Source organism: Thalassotalea atypica (assembly GCF_030295975.1).
Classification (GTDB): Bacteria; Pseudomonadota; Gammaproteobacteria; order Enterobacterales; family Alteromonadaceae; genus Thalassotalea_F; species Thalassotalea_F atypica.
In genome coordinates this window covers 2,220,796-2,236,185 of the sequence record NZ_AP027364.1, presented here as the reverse complement: position 1 = coordinate 2,236,185, position 15,390 = coordinate 2,220,796, and the positions used below count along the sequence as shown (strand labels likewise).

Here is a 15,390-nt window from a genome sequence, read left to right as displayed (position 1 = left end):
TTACCAACTCAATTCAACTGAGCTAGTTTGTCTTTCTTTTGGATTAATGACGTTAAATTAGCATGTGAAGCTATCACCATATAAATAAGGTGCAACAGTCCTGATTTATTAAGCTCTTCTAACTGTTGTCCGTTTAAACTCGTGAGTTTGTCTTCATTGATGGTATAAAAACCGCTAAGGCGGTTATTGGTGCCGTCGTTGAGTTTAATATCTAAATTTAACGGCTCGATAAGTTCAAGTTCAGTAACGCGCTTAATGAATAACTCGGTTGACGCCTTGCTGTCATGGATGGTTTTTAAAATAGTGCTGATTCGATTAATGTAATCGCTGTTGCCACCATGTTCTAAAAATACCGATGTACCAGATTCCGTTCCAACTCGTGGGCTTTCCATATCTATGTGAATGACGGGTTGTACTTCACTTGCTTCATCGTTTTTTTGATAACCGATGAGAAACGGTTCACGTTCAATCATCATTGGGATATAACTTGCCTGCCAGCCTTCATCTGTTAAAAACAAATTCTCGCTTTGCTCAAAGCCAAAAAGGGCAATAGCATTGAAGGAATCTGATGATTTATCTTTAAGAAAAAAGATTGGGTAGTCCGCTTGAACATGTTTGAACTCAAACGGGTAGACCAAAGTGTAAGTTGTGTTGTTTCCTAAAACAGCCGATTTTTCCGTGTTGATTTTTAATTCTTTATGTTCGATGTTGTTTAGTAATTCGTGTCTAGCCATACAGCCCCCTTAAAATGGTTTTGATAAGATCATATGCTAACTTGCTTTTTGTTGTTTAAATTGTGAAACAAGGTAGTTGATCAGCTCTCGATTGGTGGGTAAACCAGCCAAGTATTTTTGTGTTAGTGATTGATTTTCTTTGAAATGTTTTTCGCTAAGTAATTCATTGTTTAAGCGCGACTGTGTAACTCTTGCTTGCGTATGAAAGCCCATGCCATAAAGTATGTATTGGTAACTGGCTGCTGGGAAAACTTCTTCTATTTGGGTAAAGTCATTGTAACTTGGAGGTTGATAAGCCCATAACTCTAGCAGCTCTTGCAGTCTTGATGGGATAGAAGATGCGGCTCTGTTATCTTGCCAGTAATCGCTTGTTCGCTGACTTAAAACATAATGTAATTTGAGAAACTCGATAACACGTTGCCAACGATAACTAAAACGGTCATTAAATCGTTTAGCTGTAGTGGCCATGATTGCAGTATCTGTTGGTAGCTCTTTGGCGATCATTTTTGCAGCTAATTCAACAAGGGCAATGGCTGATGCTTCGAGCGGCTCGATAAATCCTGCGGCCATACCTACGGCTACACAGTTCTTATGCCAAAGAGTTTCGCGATAACCGGGCGTAAATTTGAGCGACTTAATTGATAATGTATCAATGTGCTTTGTTGGCATGAAAGATGAAAGATGCTGATGCAATGCTTTCGCTGCTGCTTCTTCATTCATGTGCTCGCTAGAGTATACACAGCCAATGCCTCGTCGTGCTGGCAAGCCGATGTCCCAAAACCAGCCAGCGTCATGGGCGGTTGAGATAGTATGGCTAGCAATTTTAGCCTGTGGATTTTCTTGCTCACCATCAAAGTAGGGCACTTGTACTGCTAATGCACAATCATTAAATAGGATATTCTTTTGTTTAATTAATGGTATATGGTAGTGCTTATTGATGAGAAGGCCATTCATGCCAGAGCAATCGATAAATAAATCAGCACCCACTTTCCCATGTTCTTTTGTTATCAGCGCTTCTATTTTCTCACTTTTATCACCAACGATTGATTGAACGTCATCCAATATGTGTTTAACGCCTAACTTAGTCGTGCAATGTTTTGTTAACAGCGCTGCAAATTTTCCCGCATCTAAGTGGTAGCCATAGTTCGCTACGGCGGCGAATTCAGGTGTTTGAATTTGTTTTGGAGCCTTGCCTCTATCGCACAAATGTGGTTGAAAGCTTAGTGCATGAGCAAAGGGGGTGGTTTGGTGCTTTGCGTGCCAATAATCTACTTGATTGCTGGCGCCAAACCCATGTGGGGCAATAAAAGGGTGGTAGTAACTGTCATGGACCTCACCGGTATTCCAACCAACAAATTGCGATCCCTGTTTAAATGACGCATTACAACAGCTGATAAATTCTTTTTCACTGATACCAATTGTACTAAGTGTTTCACGCATGGTGGGCCATGTACCTTCGCCAACACCAATGGTTTTGATATTTTTTGATTCGATTAAGGTTATTTCTATGCCTTGCGCTAAGTGCGCATTATGTTCGGCAGCAATTATTCCCGCTGTTAACCAGCCCGCTGTACCGCCGCCTAGGATGACGATTTTCTTCAGAGGATTGTTCATACGACTTCGACAACCTGATTAAACGAAATTTTGTATAATTTCAGAGTAATAAAAGTGCCTCTATAAATCAAAAATAAAGGCTCTTTATGTAGTAAAAACAATGGCGGCGCTAATTTTACCGCCATTGTCTTCTTGCTCGCTAGAACTTGTAGCGAAGACCAATGTTATATCGAGGGCCCATTTGCTGAATGTTTTTAACCATCAACTTATGACGACCATATGAACGAGTATATTCATCAGTGAGGTTTATCCCTTCAACAAACACGGTCAAATTGTCGTTGTAGTCATAACTGATATTTGCATCTAGTTGACCATAATCTTCAACATAGACCGGGTTTGAACCTTGACCATCATTCAGACCTTGTAAGAAGTCATCACGCCAGTTGTAGGCAACACGTACTTGAAGGCCGTCTTTGTCATAAAAACCGACGATGTTGTATGAATCACTTACGCCAAGTAATGGTGTATTTTCATCACCATGATCAGCATCATCATACTCAACGTCGCTATCTACGATCGTGTAGTTGACGATAGCACCGAAGCCGGTATCACTAAACAAATGTTGAACAGCAAACTCAAAACCATCAACTTTGTTTGAGCCTTGGTTATACGGCTGGCTAAACAAAACGCTTAATGGGTCGTTGCCCGTAGGGTGACCCCAAATTTGGTTTTTAACCGGGTCACCGCCTGGATCTACAATTACGTACTCTCCGTCTGCGTAGTTAGCGGCAAGATAAGCGCGAATCGCAGCACTATTAGATGGATCACCACCTGTTGCTGCCACAGCTTCTTGGTAACGAGCACCTTCTACGGGGCTTGTTGTGTCATAAGGTTGTTCAGTGACTTCTCGTGTACCAATAACATTATCAACATCTTTACGGAAGTAGCCAATTGACGCATAGCTACCTTCGTCGTAGTAATATTCAAATGACAAGTCAATGTTTTGAGACTCTAATGGCTCTAAACCAACGTTACCACGTGAACCACGTCCGTTATCAACATTACGTACTTCGTCTAAACTAGAACCTGCTGTTAGGTTACCGTAACCAGGGCGGGTAATAGTTTCGCTGTATGACGCACGGAATACCATGTCATCAGTGACTTCAATGTCAAAGTCAACACTAGGTAGAATGTAATCGTAATCACCTTCATCAGTAAAGAACTGTGCATCACCACGAACAATTTGGAACTCATTCGTTGAAACCCAGCCTATAGCATTAATTTCAGGCAATAACGTTTTTGACGTTACATCAGTTTGTTCATAACGTAAGCCAACGACTAAGTTTGCTGGTCGGTCGCCAATTTCAAAACTCATGTTTGCTTTAATATAAGCGCTAACAGATTCTTCTTCAGTACGACGATCAGTTTCAAACTCACTTGGTGCACAAATCGTTGTACCGCAAGGCCACGCAGTAGGGTCGTTTGGATCACCGTATAGGCTTCCGACTAAATCAGCAATGGTATTGAAATCTGTAGCCCAGAACTGGTTAATCATGTTCGATTTATCACCGGGTAGGTTGTCAAAACGGTCAACCATAGTATCCATGCTATCAAGTAAGAATGCATCGTCGATGTCATCTGGTGAACCTGTACCACCCCAGTTAGGACGTTCTGCACGGCCAAATGCGTTACGGTTGTCTACCTTATTGAAACCAACACCAAAATCGATACTTTCAACAATACCTTCATCAAAGATGTATGTACCGTTTAGTTGCAATTGGTCGATTTCTGATTTCATGTAACTGTTTCTGAAGCTTGTACCTGTGGTCATTACACCTTCTGGTGTTAAACCGGCAGTGCCATCAGGGAAAACTACTTCTACAACAGGAAAGCCCGAAGAAAAGTCAACTTTGGTTTCAGCACGTGTCCATGTCGCCATTTGGATGGTATTACTGTTACCGTAAATGCTGTCTGGTTTTGCTTCAGCTTCTGAACTGTGGAAATCCAAGTTGAATGATAAGTTAGCATTCACAAGGTATTCCAAGTTGAAACCTAACGACTTGTTTTCATTTACTTGGGCACTTTGCTCAACTTGACTAACTAAGTCAGAAGGACCGTCCATATCGTGAATAAAGATAGGTGCAGCAACATTACTACCGTTTGGATCAGTCCACTCAGAGCCTGTAGGTTGGCCAGCATAGTTTAAGCTCATCCAAACAGAGTGAATATTCTGATTCAATTCTTGTTCAAGCTTAGAGTAGGTATAGTCAAAGGTAGCTGTTACGTTTTCAACTGGTTGGTATTGTAACGTTAATTGACCATTAGTACGGGTTCTCTCTGTTTCGCTAAAACCATAAAGTACGTTATGTGGTACAGCGTAAGTAACACCATCAGCAGGTACGTTGATTTGATTTGGACCGTCACCAACAGAGCCCCAGTCACCAACGCCTCCAGTTTGTGGACGCCAACCGTTATCAACACCAGCTCGAGCAGAGCCACTATCGCGTTCTTGTACGCTTGCAGTCAGTGCAATACCAAACGTGTTATCCGCAAATGTATTACTATATAAGGCTGAAATTTCAGGAGTTAAGCTTCTGCCATCTTCTGACGAAGTATCATGAACACCTTTAACACCAATAGAAGCACGTTCTTCACCAATGGCCAGTGGTTTAATTGTTATGATGTTAATTGTTGAACCGATACCACCTGTCGGTATATCAGCGCGACCTGTTTTATAGACTTCAACAGCGCTGACGCCTTCAGAGGCGAGGTTTGCGAAATCAAAAGAGCGAGAATCTGACGCACTAGTATCGTTAATGTTAGCTGTTGGCATTTGGCGACCATTTAACGTTACTACGTTATAGTCAGGGCCAAAACCACGAACAGTCACTTTTGAACCTTCGCCGTTGTCACGGTCAATAGAAACACCCGTAATGCGTTGCAATGATTCTGCAAGGTTAGTATCTGGGAATTTACCCATATCCTCAGCATTGATTGCGTCTACGACACCATTTGCATTACGTTTGATATCCATCGCTTTAACAAGGCTGCCACGAATACCTCTAACTTCAATTACTTCAATTTCGTCTTTCTCATCTTCTGGTGCAGCGTGAGCAGGTATTGCTACTGATGCGCCTAAAATCAAAGATAGACTGGTAGCTAACTTTGTTTTATTAAACTTTTTATACGTCATTTTTCCCCCTCGATTTCCTTTTTTATCATTATTATAAATTAATGACTATTTGTAAGCGCTTACATTGTATTTTAAAAAAAATACCTCTTCTAAAGAGGGTTTTAACTTTGAAAGCGCTTACATAAAGCTAGTTTAAATTAAAATAGACGTCAATAGTTATTTTGATTATTTGTTAACAATACAGGTTGTTTTTTCTCCAGCTGTAACTTAACTGTAACGCAACTGGCCGGCTAACTAATTGAATATTAACCGTTAAAAAGCAGTAATGATATGTTTATTTGTGTAATTTTATTAGGGTTGTGTTTTTTTTATACAAAAGCTATATTAAATGAAAGCGCTTACATTGGGTTTGTTTTTACTTATAGATTTTCACTCTTAAATTAATGAAATAATTTGTTTAACTATTAGCTTTGGGATGTAAGCGTTCTCATTAGGTTTGCAGTTTATAGATATATCATGAATACCAAGTAAAGGTTTTTGTCACAAGGACGTGACTCTCTTATAAGAACAATAGAGGAAGAATAGAGTTGCTTATCCGAAACACACATAAACTATCAATATCCGAAAAAGTGGGGTACGCCTGTGGCGATGTCGCTAGCAATTTTTATTGGCGGGTATTTGATGTATTTCTTTTTATTTTTTATACCGATGTTTTTGGTCTACCTGCCGCGGCAGTTGGGACTATGATGTTGGTTACACGCGTTATTGACGCGGTTTCTGATCCACTTATGGGCGCTTTTGCTGATCGCACTAATTCTCGATACGGGAAGTTTAGACCTTATCTGGTTTGGGGCATATTACCGATAATGGCGGCTGGGGTGCTCACTTTTACCGTGCCTGATTTGGGCGACGATGGAAAACTTATCTGGGCCTACTTTACTTATATTTTGATGATGCTTAGTTATACGTTTATTAATGTACCTTATGGTGCATTACTAGGTGTTGTTACAAGTGATACTAAAGAACGAACAGCACTTACAAGCTTTAGGTTTATCGGCGCTTTTTCTGGTGGCAGTTTGGTCGCTTATTTGACCCCAGAATTAGTGAGTTATCTGGGGCAAGGAGATGAAAAGTTAGGGTGGCAAATGACGATGCTGTGTTATGGCGTAGTGGCAGCTGTTTTATTTTTTGTAACGTTTAAAACGACTAAAGAACGTATTCATCCTCCTAAACATCAAAAAACTGCTGTGCTTGATGATATTTTGGACCTTACAAGAAACAAACCTTGGCTGATTTTATTTGCTATGGCACTCATTATTATGATGACCATAACTCTTAGAGCCAGTACTGGCACCTTTTACTTTAAATACTATGTAACACGGCCCGATTTAATAGGCAGTTTTTCTATGGCCTATTTACTTGCTTTAGCAACGGGCGCGGCAATAACGCCCATGCTAACTAGATGGCTAGATAAAAAAACATTATTGCTGATTCTGATGAGTATTGTTGCAGTGTTATCTGCATGTTTTTATTTTGTCGACAGTCAAAGTATAACCACTATGTATGTCTTACAAATTATGATTGGCTTAGCTTTGGGGCCAAAGTCGCCCATTGTTTTTTCTATGTATGCTGACTGTGCAGACTATTCCACCTGGAAAAATGGTCGTAGAGCTACAGCCATGGTGTTTTCTGCTGCTGCATTTGCACAAAAATTAGGTGGTGCTATTGCAGGTGCGATGATCGGCTGGGTACTCGCTTCTATGGGTTATGTGGCTAATATAGAACAAACGGATGCATCTGAGCAGGGGATTGTTTTATTGATGACGATTATTCCTGCGGGATTTGCGTTTGTTGCTGTAATGCTAATTCGTTATTACCCGTTATCTGATGAGCAACTAAGCAAGATACAAATGGAATTAGCTGAGGAAACAGAAAGTGATTTGCAGTTTGAAGCACAGCAACTGGATGAGAGTGGGTTGAAGCATGGCAGATCGTAATTCAACGCCACTTGTTGTTATGCCGAATGATAATCGAATGGTAAATTTAACCTGCCCACTCGCTATGCCAAATGCGTGCGGCTATTTATGGAATAGTGAACTGTTAGTTCAAATGAATTGTCGAGGATATGCTATTGCACAATTTTTGCAACCAGAGCCGAGTAAATATAGCCAAAGTCCGGCATTAGAAGCGAAAACGTTTGTTCAGCCGGAGCATCCTTATTTTGCTCATCATCCAGGGAGATTTATTTACGTTAAAGATGAAAACAGTGGTGAAGTATTCTCTGCACCTCACGAACCTTGTCGTAAAAAACCAGATGAGTTTGTTTTTTCCGTAGGTCCTTCAGAGATTAGTTGGACGGTCAAACGGCTTGACTTAACAGTGTTCCTATCGGTTTCGTTACCAATTAATGGAGCTGAAGAGATCTGGACAATGAAACTTAAAAACAATAGTAAAACGGTCAGAAATATCAGTGTTTATCCCTATTTTTCAGTTGGTTATAAATCTTGGATGAACCAAAGTGCGGATTATGACGCATGTTTAAATGCTATTATTGCAAAATCAATAACTCCCTATCAAAAAACTGAGGAATATCAAAAGAATAAAAAGTTGAAAGACATCACTTTTTTGCTTTCAAAAAATAAACCGTGCGCATGGACTACGATAAGTTCAAGCTTCGAAGGTGAGGGTGGTTTAAGCAAACCTGATCAAATTCGAAAGGCTTATTTATCATGTCAGCGAGCCGTATATGAAACGCCCGTTGCTGTGATGCAATTTCAACATAAGTTGTCTGCTAAGCAATCTATAGAACATCAGTTTGTTTTCGGTGCTGTTAAAGATCAAACTGAGCTAAGTAAGATAAGAGATAAGTATTTTTCACACGATAATAACGTGACGAATATTAAACAGGAATATGAGCAATATATTTCCCAATCTTTTAATGTTCTGACTATAGACTGTGAAGATAAGGAGTTTAGTCAATTTGCAAACACTTGGTTACCTCGACAAGTATTTTATCACGGTGGTGTGAATCGTTTGACCACCGATCCGCAAACGCGGAATTACTTGCAAGATAATATGGGCTTATGTTTTATCGAACCAGCTAAAGCTCGAAGTGCATTCTTAACTGCATTAGCGCAGCAAAGTGTCGATGGTTCAATGCCGGACGGTATATTGCTCCACCCTGAAGCAACACTAAAATACATCAACCAAATTCCACATGCGGATCACGGTGTCTGGTTGACGATATTTTTGCAGGCCTATTTAGATGAAACAAATGACGCTAATTTACTAACCCACACCTTGCCTTTTAGTGATAGCCAGACACCACAAACTGTAATCACTCATATAGAAAAAGGGCTAGCGAGATTAATTGCTGCCAGAGATCATAGGGGCCTTAGCTATATAGAACAAGGTGATTGGTGTGACCCAATGAATATGGTTGGTCATAAAGGAAGAGGGGTGTCTAGTTGGTTGTCGTTAGCCACGGCTTATGCCATCAATTGTTGGTGTCAAACTGCTGAACAGTATATTGAAAACTATTCAGCCGAAAAAATATCGGATTATAAACGCACAAGTCATGATATTAATAACGCTGTAAATCATTATCTTTGGGATGGCAGTTGGTATGCTCGAGGGATCACAGATGATGATACGGTTTTTGGTGTCAAAGATGACGATGAAGGTCGTATTTATCTAAACCCTCAAAGCTGGGCATTGCTCAGCGGGGCAGCAGGAACTGCTAAAAAGTTTAGTATGCTCAATGAAATTGAACGTCAGTTAAACACGCCTTTTGGCGTGATGATGTTAGCGCCCAGTTATACCAAAATGAGAGAAGACATAGGGCGTTTAACTCAAAAACATCCGGGAGTTGCTGAAAATGGCTCAGTCTATAACCATGCTAGCGCATTTTATGTATATAGTTTGTATCAGGTTGGTGAGTATAATCAGGCTTTTCAATTACTAAAAAAGATGATTCCGACAAAATCAGACATGATTAAAAAGGGACAACTACCGGTCTATATTCCGAATTACTATCGGGGAGCATATTATCAGTTTCCTGAGCAGGCAGGGCGTTCGAGTCATCTATTCAATACTGGCACAGTTGCATGGGTTTATCGCTGCATTATAGAAGAATTGTGCGGTCTTAAAGGCTATAAAGGTCATTTAACTGTAAATCCTAAATTACCTGATTGCTTGGATACAATATCAGGGAAACGCCAGTTTAAAGGCGCTTGGTATGAATTTACGATTTCAAGACATGAGCAACAAGAGGTTCAGGTGATACAAGACGGTAATTTACTAAATGACAACGTTATTACGGATGCAGAGCTTGGCAATACCTACGTCCTTGAAATAAGAGTACCGAGAAAATGACAAGAGTTCTGTTAAACACTAAACCCTTATTGATTATTGTGATGGGAGTCAGTGGCACCGGTAAATCTACGTTAGCAAAGCATTTGTCAGAAGCATTTGCCTTTGATTTTATCGAGGCTGATGACTTCCACACGACTAAAGCAAAATCTATGATGTCAAACGGTGTTCCATTAACTGCGGCCATCAGGCAGGAGTGGGTTAATAGGTTGTGTTCGTACTTAGCCAATGGAACTAAAAGTATTGATTCTGTTATTCTCGCTTATTCAGGTTTGAAAAAGGCGCACCGACAGCAGTTTAGAGAAATAGGTTTTAATCAACTTTTTATCATGTTGACTGCGAACAAACGTACGATCAAACAACGAATGGAAAATAGAGAAGGACACTTCGTTAGCGTAGACTTTCTTGATAGCCAACTGACTGATTTGGAATATCCCACTATAGAAGAGTCAGATGTCGAAATACTCGATGCTAATGAGAGTTTTACGAATTTAACTACGCGCGCATCAGAGCTTTGTATCGCTCACAAAATTACTTCGGAACTGACGACATGAAGATAGCAACATGCTTTAAGAAAACCACACTACAAATATTGTTTGGTTTGTTGATTTTGATTATGTGTACTACGTCAAAAGTTACAGTGGCAGCAACATCAAAGAAAAGTGCGAGCTTGTTGAATGTTGAGCGCAGTAGCGCGCCAATAAAAATTGACGGGCAACTAGCCGAATCAGCGTGGAATAGCGCAGATTGGCGAGATATCAACCATCATATTTTAGGGGAAATGCCAACAGAAAAGGACTTCTCTGGTCGTTATAAATTGTTGTGGGATACGAGTTATCTATATATTGCTGCAGAAATTACCGATGATATTTTGTTTGACCAGCACGCCGATCCTCTAATTAAGTATTGGGATGACGACTGTTTAGAGGTTTTTGTCGATGAAGACAATTCAGGAGGCGATCACCAGTTTAATTTTAACGCTTTCGCCTACCATATTGCGTTAGACAATCAAGTGGTCGATATCGGAAAACTAGACGAAAGAAAAGCACCAACATTTCTTTTACTAAATGATCACGTTAATAGCCAATGGCGAAGACAACAGACACCACCTTATCAAATGGTTTGGGAAGTCGCTGTGACGCTATATGATGATAGTTATGAATTAGGATCAAATGATAATCACCCTGTAGAACTAAAACGGGGTAAAAAAATTGGTTTTATGTTGGCGTATTGCGATAACGATGGTAGCACTGAACGAGAACACTTTGTTGGCTCTACTGCTATAACCCCAATAAACGGCGACAAAAATTTAGGGTATAAAACAGCGGATGTCTTTGACACCATTTTTCTTGTAGACAAGGTAGGTTCTCAACCTAAATAAAGTGCTGTCACGTCGGCTTCCTGCGTTTTTTAATATTTGTGATAACCTCAATATAAAGAAAGTGGAGTGTTACAATGGAAATGGGCCGTGATCACACATTAAAGTACTTATTGTGGGAAACCAAAAAACCACAACGTACGTTAGAGCAATACTATATTAATCTTGAGGTTAAGTTCTATAGTCATTCAGTCACAAAAGAAGCCCAAAACAATGTTGTTTTTGACAAGATTCACGAATTGTTGAAGGAACAAAAACATTCTTGGCATAGCGCTTACAAAATAGAACAGTACCTCGCTAAAATTTGTGACGAGCAAACGCTAAATAGTGATTTGAATTTGACTCTAGTCAGTGTAAAACACCACCTTAGCGCCAATAAATTTAATGCGTACAAAAAAGAAGTCGATCAATGTCATCGTGATAATATTGTCGAGCATCGACGTATTATATTACAAAAAATGCTGTCCGAGCTGCATTCGTTCTTTATTAATCGTTCAGAAAGTTATGAGTATGGCCTACTTATTCGAGTAAGATTGGCGTTTATTTTGTCTATAGGGTTATTTTGCTTTGTCATGTCATTGGTTTATACCTCCTACATACATCATATTCTGACAGCCGGTGAAATGTTAATTATCGCTTGTGCTTCTGGGTTTTTAGGAGCAGGTTTTAGTATGATTGCACGGCTTAAGGGTCAGTTGTCTCAATCTTCAATGGAACAGCTTAAAACCATGCATTGTAATATTTATTTGATAAAAAGGTTGTCGCTTGGCACAACCGCTGCCTTGGTGGTGTACTTTTTAATTCAGTCCGGATTTTTAGGTCAATTGATTAATCCTGATTTACTACCGAAGCTTCCTATAAATTATCTACCATCAATAGTTAGTGAACACACCAATACTTTTAATGAGACAGTTAAAGAAGTATATCTAAATGTTAGTGTACTGATCGTCTGGAGTTTTGTTGCAGGTTTTTCAGAGATGTTGGTGCCTAATCTAATCTCGAAAGTAGAAAAACGGTTTAGCACCAGTAATTAACGCGATTGAAAAAGCAATTAAGTGGCCTTCGGCGAGGCCACAGGTTTCAGCGAAATATTGGAGTGAACTAACCCAACGCTGGCACTACTGCTGTTTTGTAGATTAACTCATGAAACAGTTGAATACCTTTGATGTAATCGTCTGTTGGAATTCGTTCATCGATACCGTGCATACCTGAAAGAAGCTCATTGTCCACTTTTACACGCATAAAGCGGTATATCGAGTCTGAAACACGATAAAAATATTTAGCGTCTGTTCCACCTTGAACCATATATGGTGCGACTAATACATTTTTATCAAATTCTCTTATCGTTTGTTCAAGCAATTTGTAACCCAACGCCTCTGTAGTTGACACTGGCGAGGCATTATTCGCCATGAATACTTCTAACTTCACTTTTGGATCGTCGATCACTTGCTCAACGTAGGATTTTATTTCGTCTATTGAGTGGTTTGGCATGATTCTAAAATTGACTACTGCGGTAGATTGGGTGGGCAATACGTTTGACTTACTGCTAGCCGATAACATGGTGGCGGCTGTTGTTGTTCGAATGCTTGCTGCCGTTTTGCTATTTGAAAGCAGTACGTGCTTAACAATAGGCGCTGTTAACCATTGGTTTGACATCACCACTCTTGCGCCGAAATCCGCATAACTGCCAAGTTTATCAAAGGTAAGGTTTGTAAAAGACAAATCCGCTGGGAAGGGGGCGTTTTCCAATTTTACGATTGCCTGCGCTATTATTCCTGCACCTGTGTGCTCAGGAGGTGTAGAAGAATGCCCACCATCTTGTTCAACAACTAACCTAATATTCATGAAGCCTTTTTCAGCAACGCCTATAATAGCCACCTCTTGACTAATGTTGGGCATCATACCAGGTTTTAAAATCACACCGCCTTCATCTAATACAAACTCAAACTTCGTACCTGATTGTTCAAAATATTCTGCAATGCGTTTAGCCCCTTGTTTACCGCCAACTTCTTCATCATGGCCAAAGGCAAAATAAATGGTGCGTTTTAACGTATGACCCTCTGTTAAATGGTGTTCCATTGCTTCCATTAAGGCCATAACAGTGGACTTATCGTCTATAGCGCCACGACCATAGATCATGCCATTTTCGACTGTGCCGCTAAAAGGCGGGTGGGTCCATTTATCGAGCGTTATTTCATCGACCGAAACAACGTCCATGTGCCCCATAAATAGCGCCGGCTTTAATGACGGATCGCTGCCTTTAAATTTATACACAAGACTGTAATCGTTGATTTTTGTTCGTTCTGCAGCTGTGTGTATATTGGGAAATTCATCCACTAACATTGATGCCATTGAGTTAAATGAGGCAGGCTCAAAATTTTCAGGATCATCATACGATACTGTTGGGATCCTGATTGCTTTAGCTAGGCGATTTATCGCTTTTTGTTCATTAAATACAATGGGGGTTATGTAAGATTTTGGATGGTATTGCTGATCAGTATAGTGCGTCACACCTTTAACTAATGCGACAATGACAATCAGCGAAAATACGCCTAAAACAGATAAGCCAACTTTTTTCATTTTTGTTGTTATTAATGATGGAAATTACTAAATAACCTAACAGTTTTTTATTACATGATTCAAATTATTCATAATGTTTAATTCATTACATAGAATATGAAGTATGCTCTTTTATATATGCTGATCAAATAAGATCGTATTACCGTCGGGATCTTCTATGGAAAAGCTTGCAGGCCCGCTATTACTGTCTATTGATGCTTGACTGATTCTAACCCCTTGCGCCAAAAACTCACGATGTAGATCTCTAACATCATCATAAGAAGATAATGTATTACATGATTTATCCCAGCCAGGATTAAAGGTCATGATGTTGTTTTCAAACATGCCTTGAAATAGACCTACGGTATGATCGCCGTTTCTAAGTACTAGCCAGTTTTGATCTTGGTCTCCACCAATAATACTAAAACCTAATTTTTGGTAAAATACTTTTGAATTTTCTATGTTATTAACCGCTAAACTGATTGAAAATGCGCCTAGATTCATTATCTGTTCCTGTTTAGGTTGAGAATGTTACTATTCATATCATAGTCAACAAATCCCGGTTTACGTGGATATTAAGTTTTTAGTAGAGAGTTTTTATGCCTGAACATGTTCAGCAGAATATTTTAAATACGGCATTGGTGGTAGAAGATTATGATGATGCTATTGCGTTTTATACCACCAAACTGCAGTTCACTGTTATTGAAGATACTCCTTTAGGACAGGGAAAGCGTTGGGTGTTGATTGCTCCTCCTAATTCTACAGGAACAAATTTACTGCTAGCAAAAGCGAGCTCGAAAGAACAAGAGTCAGCAATCGGTAATCAAAGCGGTGGCCGGGTCTTTTTGTTTCTACAAACTAATGATTTTTGGCGAGATTACCAGTTGATGAAAGCAAATGGTGTTTTATTTAATGAAGAGCCAAGGCTAGAGCCATATGGAACCGTCGTGGTATTCCAAGACCTTTATGGCAACAAGTGGGACTTACTTCAGTTAACAAATTAGTACATTTTGAGTGGCAGAATAATTTTTGATAGAACAATGTTCTAGATTATTTTTGCTTAGCTGTGCAAAACTGAGGCCTTCTACTTACTTGTAGAAGGTTCGTTTTTAATTATTAAATCATCAGCGCCAGGCCCTAAAGGCTGCCCATAACTAAATTCAACGAAATGGCCGTCTGGATCCTTGACGCCACAATAATAGCCAACAGGGTAAGGCTCCTGCTTACAGGGCCAAACTAAGATTCCTTCGCGTTCTGCTTGAGCAGCTATTTCATTTACAGCAGCCTTTGATGCTAATGCAAACCCTAAATGCGAGAAGTCGTCCTCACTTTGTTTCTTGGGCGGACCACCAGGTAGAAGAACAAGAATAAATGACGTTTCTCTTCCTTGTTCACAAAGCCAAACGATGCGTTTGCCATGTGCGCCATGTGGGCGACGATCTCTGAGCATGCACAGTCCAGCATATTCGGTATAAAAAGCGATACAGGCGTCAAGATCTGTAACGTGCAGAGCAATATGGGTTAATGAACAAGCACTCATTCGTTTTTTACTCTCTTAGCAATCACTCGTTAAGTGTAAGTATAGTCGAGCAAAAACTTACAACTTTCCAATTTATGTCTTGCCTATTTCTAATGTAAATCTAAATAAGAATAATTATCAC

General features: G+C 39.8%; 12 protein-coding genes. 6 read left to right on the top strand and 6 right to left on the bottom strand.

What is annotated here, in order from left to right; all coding sequences use genetic code 11:
- Positions 1-8 precede the first annotated feature (8 nt).
- The 3 genes from QUE03_RS10390 to QUE03_RS10380 form a co-directional block, all read right to left on the bottom strand.
- Positions 9-734 carry a SapC family protein gene (locus tag QUE03_RS10390; protein WP_286261117.1) on the bottom strand — a complete coding sequence of 242 codons (726 nt, stop codon included), beginning with the start codon at positions 732-734 and terminating at the stop codon, positions 9-11.
- A gap of 36 nt (positions 735-770) precedes the next feature.
- The gene (locus QUE03_RS10385) at positions 771-2,348 is read right to left on the bottom strand and encodes a tryptophan halogenase family protein (protein ID WP_286261115.1); all 1,578 of its coding nucleotides are present in this window, start codon (positions 2,346-2,348) and stop codon (positions 771-773) included.
- Between the two features lie 139 nt (positions 2,349-2,487).
- The gene (locus QUE03_RS10380; RefSeq protein WP_286261113.1) at positions 2,488-5,481 is read right to left on the bottom strand and encodes a TonB-dependent receptor; all 2,994 of its coding nucleotides are present in this window, start codon (positions 5,479-5,481) and stop codon (positions 2,488-2,490) included.
- Between the two features lie 527 nt (positions 5,482-6,008).
- Between QUE03_RS10380 and QUE03_RS10375 the strand changes: the two genes are divergently transcribed.
- The 5 genes from QUE03_RS10375 to QUE03_RS10355 all read left to right on the top strand — a co-directional run bounded on the left by QUE03_RS10375 (position 6,009) and on the right by QUE03_RS10355 (position 12,204).
- Positions 6,009-7,418 carry an MFS transporter gene (locus QUE03_RS10375; RefSeq protein WP_286261111.1) on the top strand — a complete coding sequence of 470 codons (1,410 nt, stop codon included), beginning with the start codon at positions 6,009-6,011 and terminating at the stop codon, positions 7,416-7,418.
- The gene (locus tag QUE03_RS10370) at positions 7,405-9,795 is read left to right on the top strand and encodes a GH36-type glycosyl hydrolase domain-containing protein (protein WP_286261108.1); all 2,391 of its coding nucleotides are present in this window, start codon (positions 7,405-7,407) and stop codon (positions 9,793-9,795) included. Before QUE03_RS10375 ends, QUE03_RS10370 begins: the two co-directional genes overlap by 14 nt.
- Positions 9,792-10,346: a gluconokinase gene (locus tag QUE03_RS10365; RefSeq protein WP_286261106.1), complete on the top strand. Its 555-nt coding sequence runs from the start codon at positions 9,792-9,794 to the stop codon at positions 10,344-10,346. The genes QUE03_RS10370 and QUE03_RS10365 overlap by 4 nt, the downstream gene beginning before the upstream one ends.
- A gap of 62 nt (positions 10,347-10,408) precedes the next feature.
- Entirely contained in the window at positions 10,409-11,173 is a 765-nt protein-coding gene (locus QUE03_RS10360) for a sugar-binding protein (protein WP_434020177.1), read from the top strand.
- Positions 11,174-11,247: 74 nt separating this feature from the next.
- Positions 11,248-12,204 (top strand): hypothetical protein, encoded by a 957-nt coding sequence (locus QUE03_RS10355; RefSeq protein WP_286261102.1) that lies wholly within the window; start codon positions 11,248-11,250, stop codon positions 12,202-12,204.
- A gap of 67 nt (positions 12,205-12,271) precedes the next feature.
- Here QUE03_RS10355 and QUE03_RS10350 read toward each other — a convergent pair whose 3' ends face one another.
- Both QUE03_RS10350 and QUE03_RS10345 read right to left on the bottom strand, forming a co-directional pair.
- Positions 12,272-13,750, bottom strand: a complete 1,479-nt coding sequence (locus QUE03_RS10350) for a M20 family peptidase (protein WP_286261100.1) — start codon at positions 13,748-13,750, stop codon at positions 12,272-12,274.
- 111 nt (positions 13,751-13,861) lie between these two features.
- Positions 13,862-14,233, bottom strand: coding sequence for a VOC family protein (locus tag QUE03_RS10345; protein WP_286261098.1), 372 nt, complete (start codon positions 14,231-14,233; stop codon positions 13,862-13,864).
- A 95-nt stretch (positions 14,234-14,328) separates the two neighbouring features.
- Here QUE03_RS10345 and QUE03_RS10340 point away from each other — a divergent pair, with 95 nt between their 5' ends.
- A complete protein-coding gene (locus tag QUE03_RS10340; protein WP_286261096.1) occupies positions 14,329-14,733 on the top strand; it encodes a VOC family protein in 405 nt (134 codons plus the stop codon).
- A gap of 80 nt (positions 14,734-14,813) precedes the next feature.
- Here the strand turns inward: QUE03_RS10340 and QUE03_RS10335 are convergent, their stop codons facing one another.
- Positions 14,814-15,269, bottom strand: coding sequence for a VOC family protein (locus QUE03_RS10335; protein WP_286261093.1), 456 nt, complete (start codon positions 15,267-15,269; stop codon positions 14,814-14,816).
- Positions 15,270-15,390: the final 121 nt, after the last annotated feature.

Bases quoted from the DNA above. Each gene is read 5' to 3' on its own strand.
- QUE03_RS10345 (WP_286261098.1), bottom strand. From the start codon at position 14,233: ATGAATCTAGGCGCATTTTCAATCAGTTTAGCGGTTAATAACATAGAA.
- QUE03_RS10355 (WP_286261102.1), top strand. From the start codon at position 11,248: ATGGAAATGGGCCGTGATCACACATTAAAGTACTTATTGTGGGAAACC.
- QUE03_RS10365 (WP_286261106.1), top strand. From the start codon at position 9,792: ATGACAAGAGTTCTGTTAAACACTAAACCCTTATTGATTATTGTGATG.
- QUE03_RS10335 (WP_286261093.1), bottom strand. From the start codon at position 15,269: ATGAGTGCTTGTTCATTAACCCATATTGCTCTGCACGTTACAGATCTT.
- QUE03_RS10350 (WP_286261100.1), bottom strand. From the start codon at position 13,750: ATGAAAAAAGTTGGCTTATCTGTTTTAGGCGTATTTTCGCTGATTGTC.
- QUE03_RS10360 (WP_434020177.1), top strand. From the start codon at position 10,409: ATGTGTACTACGTCAAAAGTTACAGTGGCAGCAACATCAAAGAAAAGT.
- QUE03_RS10340 (WP_286261096.1), top strand. From the start codon at position 14,329: ATGCCTGAACATGTTCAGCAGAATATTTTAAATACGGCATTGGTGGTA.
- QUE03_RS10390 (WP_286261117.1), bottom strand. From the start codon at position 734: ATGGCTAGACACGAATTACTAAACAACATCGAACATAAAGAATTAAAA.
- QUE03_RS10385 (WP_286261115.1), bottom strand. From the start codon at position 2,348: ATGAACAATCCTCTGAAGAAAATCGTCATCCTAGGCGGCGGTACAGCG.
- QUE03_RS10380 (WP_286261113.1), bottom strand. From the start codon at position 5,481: ATGACGTATAAAAAGTTTAATAAAACAAAGTTAGCTACCAGTCTATCT.
- QUE03_RS10370 (WP_286261108.1), top strand. From the start codon at position 7,405: ATGGCAGATCGTAATTCAACGCCACTTGTTGTTATGCCGAATGATAAT.